General features: G+C 72.1%; 19 protein-coding genes. 10 read left to right on the forward strand and 9 right to left on the reverse strand.

Annotation, left to right across the window (positions count from 1 at the left end):
- Positions 1-234: 234 nt before the first annotated feature.
- From D0D15_RS05105 to D0D15_RS05115, 3 genes are all read right to left on the reverse strand, one after another.
- Positions 235-1,083, reverse strand: coding sequence for a ParB N-terminal domain-containing protein (locus D0D15_RS05105; protein ID WP_094006854.1), 849 nt, complete (start codon positions 1,081-1,083; stop codon positions 235-237).
- A complete protein-coding gene (locus D0D15_RS05110; protein WP_115944276.1) occupies positions 1,080-1,748 on the reverse strand; it encodes a metallophosphoesterase family protein in 669 nt (222 codons plus the stop codon). The genes D0D15_RS05105 and D0D15_RS05110 overlap by 4 nt, the downstream gene beginning before the upstream one ends.
- A gap of 170 nt (positions 1,749-1,918) precedes the next feature.
- Positions 1,919-3,004, reverse strand: coding sequence for a magnesium and cobalt transport protein CorA (locus tag D0D15_RS05115; protein WP_094006852.1), 1,086 nt, complete (start codon positions 3,002-3,004; stop codon positions 1,919-1,921).
- A 319-nt stretch (positions 3,005-3,323) separates the two neighbouring features.
- On the opposite strand from D0D15_RS05115, the gene D0D15_RS05120 reads away from it, so the two are divergent.
- The 3 genes from D0D15_RS05120 to D0D15_RS05130 are packed head-to-tail and all read left to right on the forward strand — an operon-like array spanning position 3,324 to position 6,573.
- Entirely contained in the window at positions 3,324-3,827 is a 504-nt protein-coding gene (locus D0D15_RS05120) for a MaoC family dehydratase (RefSeq protein ID WP_094006851.1), read from the forward strand.
- 10 nt (positions 3,828-3,837) lie between these two features.
- Entirely contained in the window at positions 3,838-4,941 is a 1,104-nt protein-coding gene (locus D0D15_RS05125; protein ID WP_162830500.1) for a DUF2332 domain-containing protein, read from the forward strand.
- A 39-nt stretch (positions 4,942-4,980) separates the two neighbouring features.
- Complete coding sequence (locus tag D0D15_RS05130; RefSeq protein WP_094006849.1) at positions 4,981-6,573, forward strand: acyl--CoA ligase family protein; 1,593 nt, start codon at positions 4,981-4,983, stop codon at positions 6,571-6,573.
- Between the two features lie 384 nt (positions 6,574-6,957).
- On the opposite strand, the gene D0D15_RS05135 is transcribed toward D0D15_RS05130, so the two are convergent.
- Positions 6,958-7,359: an NUDIX hydrolase gene (locus D0D15_RS05135; protein ID WP_094006848.1), complete on the reverse strand. Its 402-nt coding sequence runs from the start codon at positions 7,357-7,359 to the stop codon at positions 6,958-6,960.
- A 199-nt stretch (positions 7,360-7,558) separates the two neighbouring features.
- On the opposite strand from D0D15_RS05135, the gene D0D15_RS05140 reads away from it, so the two are divergent.
- The 4 genes from D0D15_RS05140 to D0D15_RS05155 are packed head-to-tail and all read left to right on the forward strand — an operon-like array spanning position 7,559 to position 9,814.
- Entirely contained in the window at positions 7,559-7,696 is a 138-nt protein-coding gene (locus D0D15_RS05140; protein WP_162830497.1) for a hypothetical protein, read from the forward strand.
- 21 nt (positions 7,697-7,717) lie between these two features.
- Positions 7,718-8,278 carry a PH domain-containing protein gene (locus tag D0D15_RS05145; protein ID WP_017986943.1) on the forward strand — a complete coding sequence of 187 codons (561 nt, stop codon included), beginning with the start codon at positions 7,718-7,720 and terminating at the stop codon, positions 8,276-8,278.
- Positions 8,279-8,324: 46 nt separating this feature from the next.
- A complete protein-coding gene (locus D0D15_RS05150) occupies positions 8,325-9,182 on the forward strand; it encodes a PHP domain-containing protein (protein WP_094006847.1) in 858 nt (285 codons plus the stop codon).
- A 2-nt stretch (positions 9,183-9,184) separates the two neighbouring features.
- Entirely contained in the window at positions 9,185-9,814 is a 630-nt protein-coding gene (locus D0D15_RS05155; RefSeq protein ID WP_094006846.1) for a MarC family protein, read from the forward strand.
- Positions 9,815-9,838: 24 nt separating this feature from the next.
- Here D0D15_RS05155 and D0D15_RS05160 read toward each other — a convergent pair whose 3' ends face one another.
- Complete coding sequence (locus tag D0D15_RS05160) at positions 9,839-11,269, reverse strand: hypothetical protein (RefSeq protein WP_115944277.1); 1,431 nt, start codon at positions 11,267-11,269, stop codon at positions 9,839-9,841.
- A 17-nt stretch (positions 11,270-11,286) separates the two neighbouring features.
- A complete protein-coding gene (locus D0D15_RS05165; protein WP_094006844.1) occupies positions 11,287-12,018 on the reverse strand; it encodes an ESX secretion-associated protein EspG in 732 nt (243 codons plus the stop codon).
- Between the two features lie 99 nt (positions 12,019-12,117).
- Here D0D15_RS05165 and D0D15_RS05170 point away from each other — a divergent pair, with 99 nt between their 5' ends.
- Positions 12,118-12,975: a RecB family exonuclease gene (locus D0D15_RS05170; protein WP_094006843.1), complete on the forward strand. Its 858-nt coding sequence runs from the start codon at positions 12,118-12,120 to the stop codon at positions 12,973-12,975.
- 250 nt (positions 12,976-13,225) lie between these two features.
- Here the strand turns inward: D0D15_RS05170 and D0D15_RS05175 are convergent, their stop codons facing one another.
- A complete protein-coding gene (locus D0D15_RS05175) occupies positions 13,226-13,783 on the reverse strand; it encodes a TetR/AcrR family transcriptional regulator (protein ID WP_233157375.1) in 558 nt (185 codons plus the stop codon).
- A 113-nt stretch (positions 13,784-13,896) separates the two neighbouring features.
- Between D0D15_RS05175 and D0D15_RS05180 the strand changes: the two genes are divergently transcribed.
- Both D0D15_RS05180 and D0D15_RS05185 read left to right on the forward strand, forming a co-directional pair.
- On the forward strand, positions 13,897-14,655 hold the full coding sequence (locus D0D15_RS05180; RefSeq protein ID WP_094006841.1) for an SDR family oxidoreductase: 759 nt from the start codon (positions 13,897-13,899) through the stop codon (positions 14,653-14,655).
- Between the two features lie 99 nt (positions 14,656-14,754).
- On the forward strand, positions 14,755-15,075 hold the full coding sequence (locus tag D0D15_RS05185; RefSeq protein WP_233157374.1) for a hypothetical protein: 321 nt from the start codon (positions 14,755-14,757) through the stop codon (positions 15,073-15,075).
- On the opposite strand, the gene D0D15_RS05190 is transcribed toward D0D15_RS05185, so the two are convergent.
- Together D0D15_RS05190 and D0D15_RS05195 are read right to left on the reverse strand one after the other, a co-directional pair.
- Positions 15,072-15,902 (reverse strand): alpha/beta fold hydrolase, encoded by an 831-nt coding sequence (locus D0D15_RS05190; RefSeq protein WP_115944278.1) that lies wholly within the window; start codon positions 15,900-15,902, stop codon positions 15,072-15,074. The genes D0D15_RS05185 and D0D15_RS05190 overlap by 4 nt on opposite strands.
- Positions 15,899-17,254, reverse strand: a complete 1,356-nt coding sequence (locus D0D15_RS05195; protein WP_094006838.1) for an Rv3212 family protein — start codon at positions 17,252-17,254, stop codon at positions 15,899-15,901. Before D0D15_RS05195 ends, D0D15_RS05190 begins: the two co-directional genes overlap by 4 nt.
- Between the last annotated feature and the right edge of the window lie 39 nt (positions 17,255-17,293).

Genomic DNA, 17,293 nt, shown 5'->3' on the forward strand with positions numbered 1-17,293 from the left:
AGGTGGGCTTCGGCGATGGCGTGCGGCGCGTCCTCGGTGATGCCGCATTCCGCAGGCCGCGGTGACCGGGGGTCTCACCGTCGGCGGGCTCGCTGGGCTTCGGGCCGGTGTTCGGTCGCGCTCTCAGTGATGCGGCGTTCCGCAGGCTGCGGGGCCGCCCGGCGCCGCCGCCCGGATTGACCGGGGGCCTCGGCGTGCGGCGCGCGCTGCGGGGCCGGGCAGCGGCGCCGGCCTTCAGCGCCGGCGGGCCCGCAGCGCTTCGATGACCTCGTCGTCCCAGCGGTGTTGCCGGATCAGCCGGTAGCGCTCGCCCGCGACCCACATGTACGCCTCGGCCTCGGTGCGGTCCCCGATCAGCTCCGCCTGCCGCATCATCTCCACCACCGGCAGGTACTCCTCGTCGTACCAGCGCCGGGCGATCGTCGCGCGGTCGAGGAACTTGCCCTCCGCCTGCATGAGCCGGAACCCCCACGCCTCGACGTGCTCACCGAGGTGCGCGTAGTCCCACGGGTCGCTCACCACGATCGCCGCGCGCGCCTCGCCGGTCAGCGGCACCCGCGACAGGAACAGCCGCCGGTAGTCCTTGACGATCAGGTCGCCCCGGTAGCGGATGCCCTTCGGGTCGAGCTTGGTGTGCACCTCGGTCACCGACGCCTCGATGGTCTCCAGCCCGAGCGCGTAGGCGACCGACACGCGGTGGTGCCCGTCGATCACGAAGTGCAGGTCACCGACCCGGTACACCTCGATCGGCGGGATGTGCTCGCCGCGGCGGGCGGCCAGCGCGAGCCGTTCCCAGCGCTCCCGCACCCGGCCGGACGTGGGCCGGAACCGGCGGTCGAAGTCGCGGCCCCGGTCCACGCTGCCGACGATCGAGTTCAGCGGGATCACCCGCCGCCCGATCCGCCGCTCGCCCGCGTACCCCAGCGCGTCCACGACCTCGTCGAACGGCAGCATGATGTTGACGTCGTCGGGTTCCCGGCGCAGCCAGTTCGCCAGCCGGGACAGCACCTGCCGCCGCCGGGCGCGCAGGAAGTCGTGTTCGGCGTCGGCGCGGGGGAAGCCGGTGTCGCGCGCGGGGGTCACGTCCGCACCTCGTGCGGGGTGAACTCGATGAGGTGCTTGCCGACGACGTTGCGGACTCGGGTCTCGCCCATCCGGTGCTCCCGGGGGTGTTCGCCGTAGGGGTGGATGTGGCCGTGCAGCAACCAGTCCGGCCGCATCCGCTCGACCACCGGGTGCAGGCAGTCGAAGCCGCGGTGCGGCGGGTCTTCGCGGTCGCCGACGCCGCGCGGCGGGGCGTGCGTCAGCAGGAAGTCGACGCCGCGGCCGTCGCGGCGCCGCCGGCGCGCCGCCTGCCGGACCAGGCCCCGGGCGCGGCGGGCCTGCTGCGCCTGGGTCCACTGGTTCGGCCCGTCGTTGTAGCGGACCGAGCCGCCCAGCCCCGCGATCCGCAGACCGCACACGTCGACCACGCGGCCGTCGGCGTTGATGCCACCGGCCGGACCGGGCCACGCCTGCGGGAACCCGGCCCGCAGGAACAGGCCGCCGTGGCGGGTGAACCCGGACAGGTCCGGGTCGTGGTTGCCGGGCACGAACACGCACGGCACACCGCCCAGCGCGTCGGTCAGGAACTCCAGGTAGTCGAACGGCAGGTCACCGGCGGCCAGGACGAGGCCGACGTCGCAGCCGGGGCCGATACCGGCCCACAGCCGCTCGTCGACCTCGTCGGCGACCACCAGTGCGCGCATGGGTCCACGATAGGGACTCCTCAGCGGGCCTGCGCGAGTTCCGGGTGGTCCGCGATCAGGACCGCCACCACCGCGATCCACGTCAGGGTCAACGCGAGCGCCCAGAACTTCACGCTCGTGAGCAGTCTGGTCATGAGTCGACTCCTTTCATCGAACACTTCAGGAATGGGCTACAGCCAGTTGTTCTTCCTGAATATTCGGTAAAGAAGCAGGCAGATCCCGAGAATCATGACGAGAACCGCCGGATAGCCGTACTGCCAGCGCAATTCCGGCATGTAGTCGAAATTCATGCCGTAGATACCCGCGATCATCGTGGGCACCGTGATCATCGCCGCCCACGAGGTGATCTTGCGCATGTCGCTGTTCTGCTGGAGCGTGATCTTGGCGACCGTCGCGTTCACCAGCGTCGTCAGCAGCTCGTCGAAGTTGCCCACCCGCTCCGACACGGTGGTCAGGTGGTCGTCGACGTCGCGGAAGTACGACCGGACCTCGTCGGGCACCAGCCGGGTGAACCCCTCGGCCAGCCGGCGCACCGGCGTGACCAGCGGCAACACCGCCCGGCGCAGCTCCAGCACCTCGCGTTTCATGAGGTAGATCTGCTCCGCGCTGACCGTCGACCGCGGCGCGAACACGCGCGCCTCCATCTCGTCGATGTCCTCCTCGATCGACGAGGTGACCTCCAGGTACTGGTCGACGATGAGGTCGGTGATGGCGTGCAGCACCGCGGCCGGGCCGTTCACCAGCCGCTCCGGGTCCTCGTCGAGCTCGCGGCGCAGCCGGGCCAGCCCGGAGTGCGCCCCGTGCCGGACGGTGATGATGAAGTCCAGCCCGAGGAACGCCATCAGCTCGCCGCTCTCCACGATCTCGTTGGCCGTGGTGGGCGACTCGTGCTCGACGTAGCGGACCGTCTTGAGCACCATGAACAACGTGTCGTCGTAGCGCTCCAGCTTCGGCCGCTGGTGCGCCTGCACGGCGTCCTCGACGGCCAGCTCGTGCAGGCCGTAGACCTCCGCGATGCCCTGGATCTGCTGCTGGTCGGGCTCGTGCAGGCCGATCCAGACGAACCCGTCACGCCGGCGCCGGACCTCCTTGATGGCCTCGGCGTGCGTCCAGCGCCCGGGCAGCCGTTCGCCGTCGACGTACACGGCGCAGTCGACGATGTAGGCCGACACCGGGACCGGCACGGGCGGCTCGACCCGGGTCGACCGGCCGTTGCCCCGGCCGCGCAGGCCACCGAGGGAGGGAATCGCAGGCATGGGATCTCCTGGCTTTCGCAGTGCGTACCACGACCGCCGGGCGGGCAGGAATGCGTCCGCTCGGCACTGACCAGCGTTTTCCCGGGCGAAAAGAGACCTAACGACCGGAGAGGATTCCGGCCATGCGGAGGGAAACGCTGGGTTTACTAGGGAGCGGACTATCGCCACTACTCATCGTGCGTTCCTCACCTCCTCCAGCCGGACCGGCAACGTGGCGGCTGTCGCGTTGACGCACCGCCTCCATTGGCCGAGGGTACTCCTCAACATCAGTTGACGTCGCTCCAGGTCGGTGTGGCGTTACCCGCAGGGAGGTCGAGCGGTGCAGTTCGGGCGGTATTTCGAGGAGTTCGAGGTGGGCGCGGTGTACAAGCACTGGCCCGGCAAGACGGTGACCGAGTACGACGACCACCTGTTCTGCCTGCTCACCATGAACCACCACCCGCTGCACCTGGACGCGCACTACGCGGCCGAGACCACCGACTTCGGCAAGAACGTCGTGGTGGGCAACTACGTCTACTCGCTGCTGCTGGGCATGTCGGTGCCGGACGTGTCGGGCAAGGCGATCGCGAACCTGGAGATCGAGTCGCTGCGGCACGTCAAGCCGACCTTCCACGGTGACACCATCTACGGTGAGACCGAGGTGCTGGACAAGACCCCGTCGAAGTCGAAGGACGACCGGGGCGTGGTGTACGTGGAGACCCGGGGCTACAAGCAGGACGGCACGATCGTGTGCATCTTCCGCCGCAAGGTCCTGGTGCCGAAGCAGAACTACGGTGAGGCGCGTGGGGGCGAGCAACCGGGCCGTCCCGTTCCGCACGAGTGAGGGAGAGCGCGTGACGATCGGGTTGGCCGAAGCCAAGCGGCAGCTGAGCGAGTTCGCCGGGAGCGCGGCGGGCGAGTCGCCGCTCTACGAGCACCTCGCGTCGAAGGCCGCCGAGGACGACGAGGTGGCCGGCCTGCTGGCCGCCGCGCCCGGCGGGGCGAGCCCGGCGCTGCTGTTCGCGGTCGCGCACCGGCTCATCCAGGCCGACCCGATCCACCCGCTCTCGCGCTACTACCCGTCGCTGGGCGGGTTCGACGGCGTCGACGGCCAGACCTGGCCGGTGTTCCGCGAGTTCCTGCTCGCGCACGCGGACGACGCGGCCGGGATGCTCGCGTCGAAGTCGCTGGCGAACAACGAGGTGCGCCGGGCCGCGTCGGCCTTCCCCGGGGTCGCGATGGCCGCCAAGCAGGCCGGCGGCAAGATCGCGTTGATCGAGGTCGGCACCGCGGGCGGGTTGCTGCTGGGGATGGACAGGTTCGCCTACCGGTACCAGTGCGACGGTGGCGAGCAGCTGGTCGCCGGGCCGGCCAAGGCTGCCGTCGGGTTGCACTGCGCGCTCGACCTGGCGCCCGGCGCGGTGCTGCCGAAGCTGCCGAAGAAGCTGACCGTCGCCTCGCGGGTCGGGCTCGACCCGGCGCCGCTGGATCTGTCCGATGAGGACGAGCTGGCGTGGCTGGAGGCGTGCGTGTGGGCCGACCAGCCGGACCGGGTGCGGCTGCTGCGGGCGGCGGCGCTGGCGCAGCGCAAGTCGCCGCCGGAGATCATCGCCGCGGGCGCGGTCGGCGGGTTCGACGAGGCGGTGTCCCGGGTGCCCGCGGACCTGCCGCTGGTGGTGCTCACCAGCCGGACCATGGGCCACATTCCGGACGCCGACCGCGCCGAGTTCCTGTCCCGCATGGCCGCGCTGGGCCAGACGCGTCCACTGTGGTGGGTCATGGACGAGACGTACGAGCACGGGCTGTCCGCGGTGCTGCCGGGCCGGGACGAGCTGGCCTTCGCCCGGGACGGCCTGACGACGCTCGGGCTGGCGCGGCGCACCGCGGACGGCTGGGACGCCGTCGCCCTGGCCCGCACCACGCGCTACGGCGCCCGGATGACCTGGCTGGCCGCCTAGCTGTTGTGTGGCCGGGTCCACTGCGGTGAGGATGTGGTCATGGCTGAGGACACGTGGTTCACCCCGCTCACCCCGCTGGCGTTCCTGGAGCGCTCCGCCGAGGTCTTCGCCGACAAGGAGGCCATCGTCTACGGCGAGCGCCGCGTGACCTACCGCGAGTTCGCCGCCGAGGCGACGCGCGTGGCGCGGGCGCTGCGGGCGAGCGGTATCGAGCCCGGGGACCGCGTGGCGTACCTGCTGCCGAACATCCCGGAGATGCTGGTCGCGCACTTCGCGGTGCCGCTCGCCGGCGCGGTGCTGGTCGCGATCAACACCCGGCTCGCGCCGGCCGAGATCCGCTACATCCTCCAGCACTCCGGGGCGAAGGTGCTGGTCGTGGACGCCGCGTTGCACGCCTCGGTGCCGCCGGACGCCGGCGTGGACATCGTGACGGTGGTCGACGGCGCCGCGCCGGATCCGGCCGTCGGCGGCATCACCTACGACGAGCTGCTGGCGCGCGGCAGCGACGAGCCGCTGCCGTGGCGCGTCGCGGACGAGCGGTCGACGATCTCGATCAACTACACCTCCGGGACGACGGGACGGCCCAAGGGCGTCCAGTACCACCACCGGGGCGCGTACCTGAACTCGCTCGCCGAGATCATCCATTCGGGTCATTCGCCGGAGTCGAAGTACCTGTGGACGCTGCCGATGTTCCACTGCAACGGCTGGTGCACGACGTGGGCGGTCACCGCGATCGGCGGCACGCACGTGTGCCTGCGGGCGGTCGACGCGGCGGAGATCTGGCGGCTGCTGGACGGCGAGGGCATCACGCACCTCAACGGCGCGCCGACGGTGCTGAACACGATCGCGGGCTACTCCGGGGCGCATCCGCTGTCGCGCGAGGTCGTGGTGACCACGGCCGGGGCGCCGCCGTCGCCGACCGTGATCCGGCGGATGACGGACCTGGGCGCGCGGCTGGTGCACGTGTACGGGCTGACCGAGACGTACGGCCCGTACACGGTGTGCGAGGCGCAGGAGGGGTGGATCAAGCTCGACATCGCCGAGCGGAGCAGGCTGATGGCGCGGCAGGGCGTCGGGATGCTGGTGACCGACGGGATCCGCGTGGTGGACGAGCAGATGCGCGACGTGCCCCGCGACGGCGTCACGATGGGCGAGGTCGTGATGCGCGGGAACAACGTGATGTCCGGCTACTTCGCCGACCCCGAGGCGACGGAGAAAGCGTTTCGCGGCGGCTGGTTCCACTCCGGCGACCTGGGCGTGTGGCACCCGGACGGCTACATCCAGCTGCGTGACCGGGCGAAGGACATCATCGTCTCGGGCGGCGAGAACATCTCGACGATCGAGGTGGAGGCGGCGCTGGACTCGCACGAGGCCGTCGCGGAGGTCGCGGTGGTCGGCGTCCCGGACGAGAAGTGGGGCGAGCGGCCCAAGGCGTACGTCGTGCTGCGCCCCGGGGCCGCGGTGACGGCCGAGGAGCTGCGGTCGCACGTGCGGGAGCAGATCGCGCGCTTCAAGGTGCCGGACCGGGTGGAGTTCGTGGCGGCGCTGCCGAAGACCTCGACGGGGAAGATCCAGAAGTTCCAGCTGCGCGAACGGGACTGGAGTGGCGCGGAGAGCCGCATCCAGGGCTGAAAGCGCCCTCAGCAGCGCGGAGGCGGCTCGCTCCGCGGGAACAACGCGCCCCTGCGGGGCGGCTCGGCACGAAGGCAGCGCGTTTCCGTCGGCTCGCCACAGCCGACAGGCCGCCGCGAGCAGCGATTTTCGCCGCAGCCGAGGCGTCGCCTCGGCAGCCGAGTTGCTGCTGCGGGGGAGGTTGGGGTGTCGCTGGTGGCGGTGTGCTGGCCGGGTCGCCGCGTAGTGGCCCGGTGAGGTGGCGGTTTCGCCGCAGCCGAGGTGTCGCCTCGGCTGCCGAGTCGCTGCTGCGAAGAAAGGTGGGCGTCGCCGCGAGTGGGGTGCCGCCCGGGGCCGCTCCTCGCCCGGAGAAGTGGCCCTGGGTTCCGCTGCCGGAAAGCGCCCTCAGCAGCGCGGCAGCATCTCCCAGCCACGCAGTGTGTCCGCCAGCCCATCGGTCAGCGCGAGCGCCGTGAAGGTCGCTTCGTCGACCCAGCGCACGTCGGCCGCGTCGTCGCCCGCCTGCAGGAAACCGCTCTCCACCTGGCAGACGTAGTCGTAGATCTCGTAGCGGCCGCGGACCACGTGCCCCGCCAGCGCGCCCGGCCGGACCACGAGACCGGTCTCCTCGCGCATCTCCCGGACCAGGGCCTCACTGTCCGTTTCGCCCGGTTCGACGCGTCCGCCGGGGATCGACCACAGTCCGCGTCCGGGCTCGTTCGCGCGCTGGACGAGCAGCAACCGGCCCTCGTGATCGTGCAAGATCCCGCCTACGCACCGCACGGACACCGGGCGAATCCCGCTCATGAGGGCAGCCTAACCCGGTCCCGCCGGACGCGGAGAGTAACCAACCGATTAGATCACAGCCGGACACTGACCCAAGCGCGGGACTTACCTCCCGTAACCCTGCGGAGTGCGGTACAACGTTACTGGTGAGCTTGCCAGTCCGATGCCGGAGTAAGAGACGGGATTGATCGTTGTGAACGCGAAGAAGATTGCCGGGCTCGTGGGTATCGCGTTGGTGCTGTTCTTCGTGATCGCCCAGCCGGGCAACGCGGCCAACCTGGTCAGCAACATCGTCGACTTCCTGCGTGAATCGGCCGAGGCCGTCATCACCTTCGTCAGCAACGTGTTCACTTCGTAGGCGGCCGGATAGGCTGGCTTGATGTTCGCCCCCCGGGATCCCGACGAGTACCTGCTCGACACCGAGCGGCGCGTGGTTCGGGTCCGCAGGCACTGGGCCTTCCTGGCCTGGGACACCTTCGAGACGATCGCCCTGCTCGCGATCTGCGTGATGGTGTCCTACCTGCTGCCACCGTCCCTGTGGGTGGTCCAGAACATCCTCTGGTACGCGGCGCTGCTCGTGGTCGTCGTGTACGCGTTCAAGGTCATCGAGTGGTGGGTCGAACGCCTGGTGGTGACCGACAAGCGGTTCGTGCTCACCAGCGGCGTCATCACCACCAAGGTCGCGATGATGCCGATCTCGAAGGTCACCGACCTGACCTACGAACGCTCGGCGTGGGGCCGGATGTTCGGCTACGGCACGGTCGTCGTCGAGTCGGCCGGTCAGATCCAGGCGCTGAACCGGATCGAGTTCCTGCCGAGCCCGGAGGAGTTCTACGACACCATCTCCGAACTCGTCTTCGGCGACAAGCACAAGCAGAGCGAGCGCTTCTCCATGATCAAGGCCCAGCGCCTGGCGCGCGGCAAGAAGATCGTCGGTTGAGGTGTCGTCGTGCCTGGTCGGCCGTGTGCCGGCCGGGTAGGCGACAATGATTCCGATGCGCATCGATCTGCACACCCACTCCACCGTGTCGGACGGCACGGACACGCCGGCCGAACTGGTGGCCACGGCCGCCGCCGCGGGGCTCGACGTGGTCGCGCTGACCGACCACGACACCACGGCAGGCTGGGCCGCGGCGGCCGCGGCGCTGCCGCCGGGTCTCACGCTCGTGCCCGGCGCCGAGCTGTCGTGCGTGAGCAGTTTCGGCGTCAGCATCCACCTGCTGGCCTACCTGTTCGACCCGGCGTCCCCGGCGATCGTGGCCGAGCAGACCCGGCTGCGGCAGGAGCGCCGCACCCGGCTGCGGGCGATGGCGGTGCGGATGCAGGCCGACGGCCTGCCGATCGACGCCGACGAGCTGCTCGAATCGCTCGGCCCGGACTCCCCGGCCGGCCGTCCGCACCTCGCGCAGGCCCTGGTGCGGGCCGGGCTGGTGACGAGCGTGGACCAGGCGTTCGCCGAGTACCTGGGCGCCGGCCGCGGCTACTACCTGCCGCGGCAGGACACGCCGGTGGAGCGGGCGATCGAGATGATCGCCGAGGCCGGTGGCGTGACCGTGTTCGCGCACCCGTTCGCGCGCAGCCGCGGGCGGATCGTGTCGGCGGAGTACATCGTCGGGCTGGCGGAGCTCGGGCTGACCGGGCTCGAGGTCGACCACCCCAACCACGACGAGGCCACGCGCGCCGAGCTGCGCGGGCTGGCCGATGAGCTGGGGCTGGTGCAGACCGGGTCCAGCGACTACCACGGCACGAACAAGACGATCCCGATCGGTGCGGAGAACACCGATCCCGAGCAGTTCGAGGCGCTCATCGACAAGGCGTCCGGCGCGCGGATCGTGGTGGGCTGACCTTGGCGGTCGCCGACTTCTTCGACGCGAAGCTGTTCCTGGAGGCGTCGATCACGCTGGTCGTGATCATGGACCCGCCGGGGACCGTGCCGGTGTTCCTCAGTCTGGTCGGCCGCAAGCCGCCCGCCGTGCGGGCGCGGGCGGCGCGGCAGGCGGTGCTGGTGTCGCTGCTGGTGATCTCGCTGTTCGCGATCGCGGGGCAGGCGATCCTGGCCTACCTGGGGATCGGGGTGCCCGCGCTGCAGGGGGCGGGCGGGCTGCTCCTGCTGCTCATCGCGCTGGACCTGCTGACCGGCCGCGGCGCGACGAGCGAGCCGAACGTGGTGGAGGACGTGAACGTCGCCCTGGTGCCGCTGGGCACGCCGCTGCTGGCGGGCCCGGGAGCGATCGCCGCGACGATCGTCTTCGTGCGGCAGGCGGCCGGGCACGTGGGCGCGTACGTGGCGCTGGCCTGCGCGATCGTCGCGGTGCACATCGTGATCTACGCGTGCATGCGGTTCTCCGGCGTGGTGATCCGGCTCATCAAGGAAAGCGGTATCACGCTGCTGGCGAAGATCGCGGGTCTGCTGCTGGCCGCGATCGCCGTGGAACTGGTCGCGAACTCGGTGCGCGGCTTCATCGAGGGCGGCTGACGCTCCACCGGCGACGCGCAGGTGTCAGCCGCCGATCACCGGCGGGCTGATGCGGTTGCCGTTCTCGTCGGTGCCGCCCTCGTGGCCGAAGATGCTGTCCGGATCGTCTTCGAGCAGGTACGCGGGCCGTTCGTGGTCCTTGTCCTCCTCCTTCTTCGAGTTGCCTGCCGGACCGGCCAGGCCCGTCCCGGACGCGCCGGCCTTGCCCGCCGCTCCGGCGCGGCCGCTGTTCGCGCTCTCCGCGGCGGCCCGAGCGCCCGGCTCACCGACCCCGGCCTTGCGGCCCGCCGCCGGTTCCTGGCCCGCGGCGCCGCCGAGACGGCCCGCCGCGCCACCGGCGGCCCGGCCACCCACGCCTGCCCGCGGCGGGACACCGCCCGGGCCCGCACCCGCACCCGGGCGCGGTGACGTGCGGGTCTGGTCGGCCTGGCCCGGCGCGATCGGCATCATGCCCGCCCCGGCCGAGGTCCCCGAGCTGCCGGGAACCGTCGTGCCGGGGGAGCGGCCCCAGCCACCGGCGTGGTCGGCGAAACCGGCGGCCGGTGACGCACCGGTGGTCGGTCCGGCGCCCGGCAGCGGCACCGTGGGCGACGCGATGCTCCCGACGGTCCGCACCCCGCCCGGCGAACCACCCATGGGGCCGACCCCGCCCGAACTCGACGCGATGGTGCTGTCGTTGGCGGCGAACTGCGGGGTCGTCGTCCCGCCGGTGTCGGGCTGCGCGGTCGGAGTCGCGTACACGGGCTGGGTCGAGCCGCCGGAGTGCAGCATCAGGTCCCGCTGCGCCAGGACCGCCGCGGCCTCCTGCTGGGCCTGGTGCTGGAGTAAGGCCTGGTTCTGCATGTCGTTCATGGTGGCGGTGGCGGCCTGCCAGTCCCCGCCCGCGAGCTGCTGCCGGGCGGCGGCGACCGATTCCTCGACCGACCGGCCCGCCGGTTCCGGCATGCTGTTGCGCGCCTGAGAGAGGGCCGCGGAGGTCTGCGAATAGCGGTTGGCCGACAGGAAGGCCGCGTCCTTCGAGCTGTCCGCCCACGTCGCGAGCGTGTTGAAGTAGCCGAAGGCGGAGTTCGCGCCGTCGCCCTGCCAGCCGGCCTGCTCCTTGGCGACACCCTGCCGGAGCGCGGAGGCCATCTCGCCGAAGGCGTTGCCGAGGTCGTTGACGATGGTGCCCTGCTCGTCGACCTCCTCCGGGGAGACACCGTCGGTGACCATGGACTTCAGCTGCTCGTGCGGCACCCTCTCGTAGAGCTGGTCCGAGGGCGGCAGGCCGTCGCGGTAGGCGCCGCCCTCGGCCTGCAGCTTCCGCGTGTAGATCTGGCCGGACTTGACCGAGTAGTCGCCCGCGACCGCCTCGGCGTCCGGCCCGAAGAACTTGCCGGCGGACTTCCCCGCGGTTTCGGCGTAGACCTCCGACTCGTACCGGCGCCGCGAGTACCCGTTGTCGGGCTGCGTCATGACTTCCTCCCCTGGTGTCAGCGATGCACCGCGGTCAGGTGCTGGTTGACCCGGTCCCGCACCCACTGGCCGATGCGCGCCCGGTCGGCCGGGGTGAACGTGTGCCGCTGGGCGCCGTCGGGCAGCTGCTCGACCGTGGTGAAGAACCGGCCGTCGGGTGTGTCGAACCAGGTCAGGCGGCCGGTGTCGACGCCGCGGACCGAGCACGAGACCACCCCGGCCCGCAGCGGCGGCGCCGCGAAGTACCGGTCCGCGACGCGCTTCTCCCGCGGCGGCTCCCCGCCGCCGAACAGATCGCCGCCGCGGGGCTGCGACACGTAGTTGACGGGCGCGATGCGCACCGGCGGCACCTCCGGCAGCGGGTCGAGCAGTTGCGGGAGCACCTGGCCCGCACGCAGCTCGTGGAACGTGACGTCGTCGCCGGTCTGGCGGCTCAGCACGCCGTGTTCGCCGGCCCAGCCGCCGCGCGCCAGGATCTGCGCGTCGGTGGTCAGCTCGGCCACGACCTGGGTGACGAGCACCTCGGGCCGCGCCCACAGCCGCAGCAGGTCCTCGAACTCGGGGTGCAGCCGGTCCCGCGACATGCGTCCGAGCCGGTGCCAGTGCTCGAACACGCGCCGCCGCTGCTCGGCCCGCTCGGTCCGGGTCCCGCTCACGAACGGGACCTTGTGCGGGTAGACGAACCTCCCGAGGCCCAGTTCCTCGTCGAGGATGTCCAGTTCGGCCGGCGCCGTTTCGAACGTCAACACGCACTGCCCCCTGATCCGAATGCCAACCGCCCAGATCATATGCGCAGCGGGGCGCGGGCGGAGCCGAAAGTGTCGGAGGTGGTGCGTACCGTAGCGAGCGTGGAGCAACTGGGGTTCGAGTTCGCGGTCCAGCCGCGGCGGTTGACGAAGGTGAGCCCGGCGCGGCTGGCCACCTTCGCGGACTGCCCGCGCCGGTATCGCCTGGCCTACCTCGACCGGCCGACCCCGCAGCGCACGGGGCCGTGGGCGCACAGCACGCTCGGCGCGGTCGTGCACAACGCGTTGCGTGCGCTGTTCGACCTGCCGCCCGCGCGCCGCACGCCGGAGCGCGCCGCGGCGCTGTTGTCGGAGCACTGGCAGGACGCCGGTTTCGCCGACGCCGAGCAAGCCGCGACGTACCGCGCGCGTGCCAAGCAGTGGGTGGCCGAGTACGTCGAGCAGCACGACGTGACCAGCGATCCGGTGGGCATCGAGCGCTGGGTGTCGGCGCCGGTGAACCCGGAGCCGGGGCAGCCGGCGTCGATGATCATCGAGGGCCGCGCGGACCGGATCGACCAGCGCGGCGGCGAGCTGGTGATCGTGGACTACAAGACGGGCCGCCGCGCGCCGGACGAGTACGAGGCCCGCAGCTCGCAGGCGCTGGCGATGTACGCGGTGGCGGCCGAGCGGACGTTGCGGCGCCCGTGCACGAAGGTCGAGCTGCACCACCTGCCCAGCGGCACGGTCGCGGAGGCGACGCACACGCCGGACAGCCTGCGGCGGCACCTGCGGCGCGCGGAGGAGACCGCGGAGGACGTCCGGCTGGCCACGGACACCCTGGAAGCCGGCGGCGACGGCGACGTGCTGTTCCCCGCCCGCCCCGACCGCCGCTGCGGCTGGTGCGACTTCCGCCCCAGCTGCGAGGCCGGACAGGCGGCCGCCGCGGCGGCGAAGCCGTGGGAGCTGCTGGCGCCGTAGGGGCGAGGCCGGGCTCAGGAGCCCCGCTCGGCAGCGGGCGGTGGCGGTTGCTGGCGCCGTAGGTGTGGGGGCTGACCGCGTGGCTGGTGTGTGAGGCGGGCCGTGGGGGTCGTTGGCGCCGTAGGTGTGGACTGGGCGGTCGGCTGGTGTGGGTCGAGGTCGTGGGGGTTGCGGTGCCGGGTGGTTCTCGCCCAGCCGCCGATGGGGTGACCGGCCGGCCGCGGCACGAATTCCCTCGGAAACTCCAGAGTCAGGTCGCGCCATCCTCCGCGGGGTTGTCGCCGAAGGCGGCGGCTTGTGCTTGCGCGATGAGGGCCGGTAGCGAGGTCTTCCCGTCCTCCTCGGCCCAGCGCACCAGCGCCGTGTGCATCGCGGCCAGACAGGCTCCGGCCGCTGCTCGGGCTTGGAACGTCCCCTCGGGGTCGGTCACGCCGAGGGCGTCCACGATCGCCTCCTGCAGGGCGTAGTGGTTGTCCAGGTGCCTGGCCCGCAGTGCCGGTGCCGAGATCATCAGCCGGAGACGCGCGAGCAGGTGCCGCCTCGTCGCGGGGTCACCCTCGGTCAGCGTCGCCGTCGCGTCGACGAGTGCCCTGCCGATCCGGCGGACCAGCGGCTGCGCCGGCGAAGTCGCGGCGAGCCGCTCGGCGACGAGCCCGCCGTGCTGGTCGGCGAGCACGAGGTCTTCCTTCGTGGGGAAGTGCCGGTACACGGTCATCGCCGAAACACCCGCGGCCTCGGCGACCTCGTTCACGGTCGTCGCGTCGTAGCCGCGTTCGGTGAACAACCGCACCGCGTGCGCCTGGATCACGCGCTGCGTTTCGGCTCGTTGTCGCGCCCGCAACGTTGATTGCCGCTCAGCCACCTGGTAGACAGTACCGCAATGGTAGTCACTAACAATTCGGTGGCAGCTAACAGACTGGGGTGATCGGTGTGCGAACGGCTTTGGTGACCGGGGCATCGCGTGGCATCGGACGGGCGATCGCGGCTCGCCTCGCCGCGCAGGGGGCGGTGGTGGTCGTGCACTTCGGCACGGACGCCGAGGGCGCGGCGGCGACGGTCGCCGAGATCGAACGCGACGGTGGGCGCGCGTTCGCCGTCGGGGCGCGGCTGGGTGTGGACGACGACGTCGAAACGCTCTTCGCGGGCGTCGAGTCCGCCCTGGCGGGGCGGCCGCTGGACATCCTCGTCAACAACGCCGCGGCCGCACCCGCCGGACCGCTCGGAGCCACGACGCGGACCGAGTTCGACCACCTCTTCGCCGTCAACGTGCGTGCGCCGTACTTCATCATCCAGCGCGCGTTGCCGCTGTTCCGCGACGGCGGCCGCATCATCACGATCTCGTCGGTCGCGACCCGGATGGCCAACCCGGCCCAGACCTCGTTCGCCATGACGAAGGGGGCCGTGGAAACGATGAGCATGACGTTGGCCAACGAACTCGGTGCCCGGGGCATCACGGTGAACGCGGTCGCTCCCGGCGCCACGCGGACGGCGACCAACGGTTCCGCGTTCGAGGCCCCGGGCCTGGCCGAGTTCATCGCCGGCTCGACGGCGCTGAACCGCCTCGGCGAACCCGGCGACATCGCCGACGTGGTCGCGTTCCTCGCCTCCGACGCGGCGCGCTGGATCACCGGTCAGGTCATCGACGCCAGTGGCGGCCTGTTCCTCGGGCCGCGCGCCTGACCGGGATCCCCGGTGCGGGTGGTCCCGATTCGGCCCGTCGCGGGCATGGTGGAATCCTCGGGGGTCCCGGTCGAGGAGTGGAACAGGGTGAGCGAGGACATGACGGACACCGAAGAGCTGGAGCTGGCCCCGGCGCGTGGCCGGAGCCGGACGGCCCGGCGGTGGCGCGGGCTCACCGGCTCGCTGGCGGCCGGGCTCGTCGCGCTGGCTGTGCTCGTGCTCGGCGCCGGGCTGCTGTGCGCCTTCCTCGACGTCCCCGGGCCGGGTGCCGCGCCGATGATCGCCCACCCGGCGGCCGCCGTGCTGGCCCTTCTCGCGCAGCGCGTCGCCGATCGGAAGGACGGGGTTCTCGCCGGCGCCGCCGGGCTCGCGGTGCTGATGATCCTCGCCGGCGCGTTGTGGACCTTCTGGTGGGCCTAACCCAGCCACTCCCGCCACGCGCGTAGCAGCACCCGCAGCAACGCGGCCGGGTTTTCGGTGTTCGGGGAGTGCGCGGCGCCGCGGATGAGTTCGAACGGCGCGCCCAGCCGCGCGGCCATCTCGCGCTGCGCCGCCACGCTCCACGCGTCGTCCCACTCGCCCGCGACCACCAGCGTCGGGACGCCCGTCGCGGCGAGGGCGTCCACCAGGTCCGGCTCGGTCCGCAGGCCGTCGGCCATGCCCAGCAACCCCACCGGGCTCGACGCCAGGAACCGCAACCGCAGGAACTCCTTCAGGTCCGCCGGCATCGCCGCCCACATCGGTGACCGCGCGCTCACCTGCTCCCGCACCCGGTACACCTCGTCCAGCCCGGACGTCCGCAACACCGGCTCACCCGCCCCCAGCGCCCGCCGCCGCGCGCCGTCGGGCAACTCGCCGGGGCCGCTGTCCAGCAACGTCAACCCCACGACCGGCGCGCCCGGCGGCACCGCCGCCCGCGCGACCAGCCCGCCGTAGGAGTGGCCGAGCAACACCACCGGCCCCTCGATGTCTTCGATCAGCTCGGCCACCACCGAACCCAGCGCGGACGGCAGATAAGCCTTCTCGTCCGGGGGGCCGGGCGACTCGAACTGGCCCGGCAGATCGATCGCGACCGCGCGGAAACCACCGTCCGCCAAGCCGTCCAGCAGCGGGGCGAAGTCCTCTTTGGACCCCGTGTACCCGGGCACCAGGACGGCCGTCGCCGTCGCGGGAGCCGGTGTGCGCAGCGCCGCCAGGCCCCGCAGCCGCACCTTCTCGGCCCCGTGCGGCGTGAGCTGACCGGTCACGACAACGCGACCAGCGTGTTCCCGCGCTGCTCGAACAGCACCGGTCCGAGCGCGGCCAGGCGCACCGGTCCGGTGTAGCCGTGCCGGTCCACCGCGATGGTGCGGATCGTCGACCCGTCCGACTCGTTGAGCACCGCCAGCCCGCCCTGGATCGGCACGACCAGCTGGTGCGCGAACGTGATGCCCGGCCCCAGCGCGCTGTTCAACGTCCACAGTGCAGTGAGATTGTCCCGGGACAGCGCCATCGTCTTCGAGCCGGTGAACCAGTACACGTTCGCCGACGTGGTCGACGTGACCGGCGCCAGGCCCACCGGGTCCTGCGCCAGGTCCGACGCCGGCACGTCCAGCGGGTACGCCGCCGTCTGCTCGCCGTCGGCGTCGTACCGCACCAGCAGCCGCTGGTCCGGCAGCGCGACCGCCGTGTAGTCACCGGACATCGCGACCAGCTTCGCGTTGTGCCCGGCCACGATCGCGCTGAACGACACCTGCGGCTCGTCCGACTCCTTCGGCACGGCCTTCATCACCGTCAGCCGGTCACCCGGATCGCCGGGGCAGCGCTCGATCACGCCGATCCGCCCGGACGCCATCGCGACCGACCCGTACGTGCACCCGGTGCGCGGCTGCTTGCCGGGGTTCACCAGGGCGGGGACCTCGCCGTACTCGTTGGTCTCCACGAGGTCGTCCCGCCAGGTCACGAGCAGCTCGGACCCGGTCGCGGTGACCTGGCTGCCGTCGGTCACCAGCCGCGTGCCCAGCGGTGCGCTGCCGGTGCGCTGCGCCTTGCGCAGCCCGGTGTCGATGCCGAGCCCGACCACCTCGGAGCAGCCGGACTCGCCGTTCACCCCGTCCTTGCGGTACACCGCCAGCACCCGGCCCCAGGCCTCGGCGGCGGTGCACAACGTCAGGTCGCGGGCGTAGCGCCAGCGCACCGCGCCGGTGAGCGGGTCGCGACCGGCGATCTCACCGCCGTTCGCGGTCGCCACCGCCGTGCCCTCGGCGATCGGGACCGGGGCCGCGTCGCTGGGCGCCTGCCACAGCTCACGCAGCGTCGCCGGCACCGTCGCGGGCGAGGGCGGCAGGGGAGTGCCCGGCGCGGACGTCTCCTGGGTCGTCGCGCGGTTCGCGCTACCGGCCCAGATGACGACGCCGGTGACGACCACGACGACGGTGATCGCGACCGCGATCACCCGGTCGCGTGGCCGGTTCCACGGCGACGGCCGCTCGCGTCGCGGCCGCTGGGGAGCCGGCGCCGGGGCGGGAGCACCGGCCAGCACGTCCTCCGCGCCGATCGGCCCGGCGGCCGCATCGCCCTCGGGACGGCGGTGCCGTCCTCCCGCCTCGGGCTCGCTCACGTTCCTGCTCCCGGTGTTCGCCGGCGCCCCCGCGGCGCC

The sequence above is a fragment of the Amycolatopsis thermalba genome (assembly GCF_003385215.1).
Classification (GTDB): Bacteria; Actinomycetota; Actinomycetes; order Mycobacteriales; family Pseudonocardiaceae; genus Amycolatopsis_E; species Amycolatopsis_E thermalba.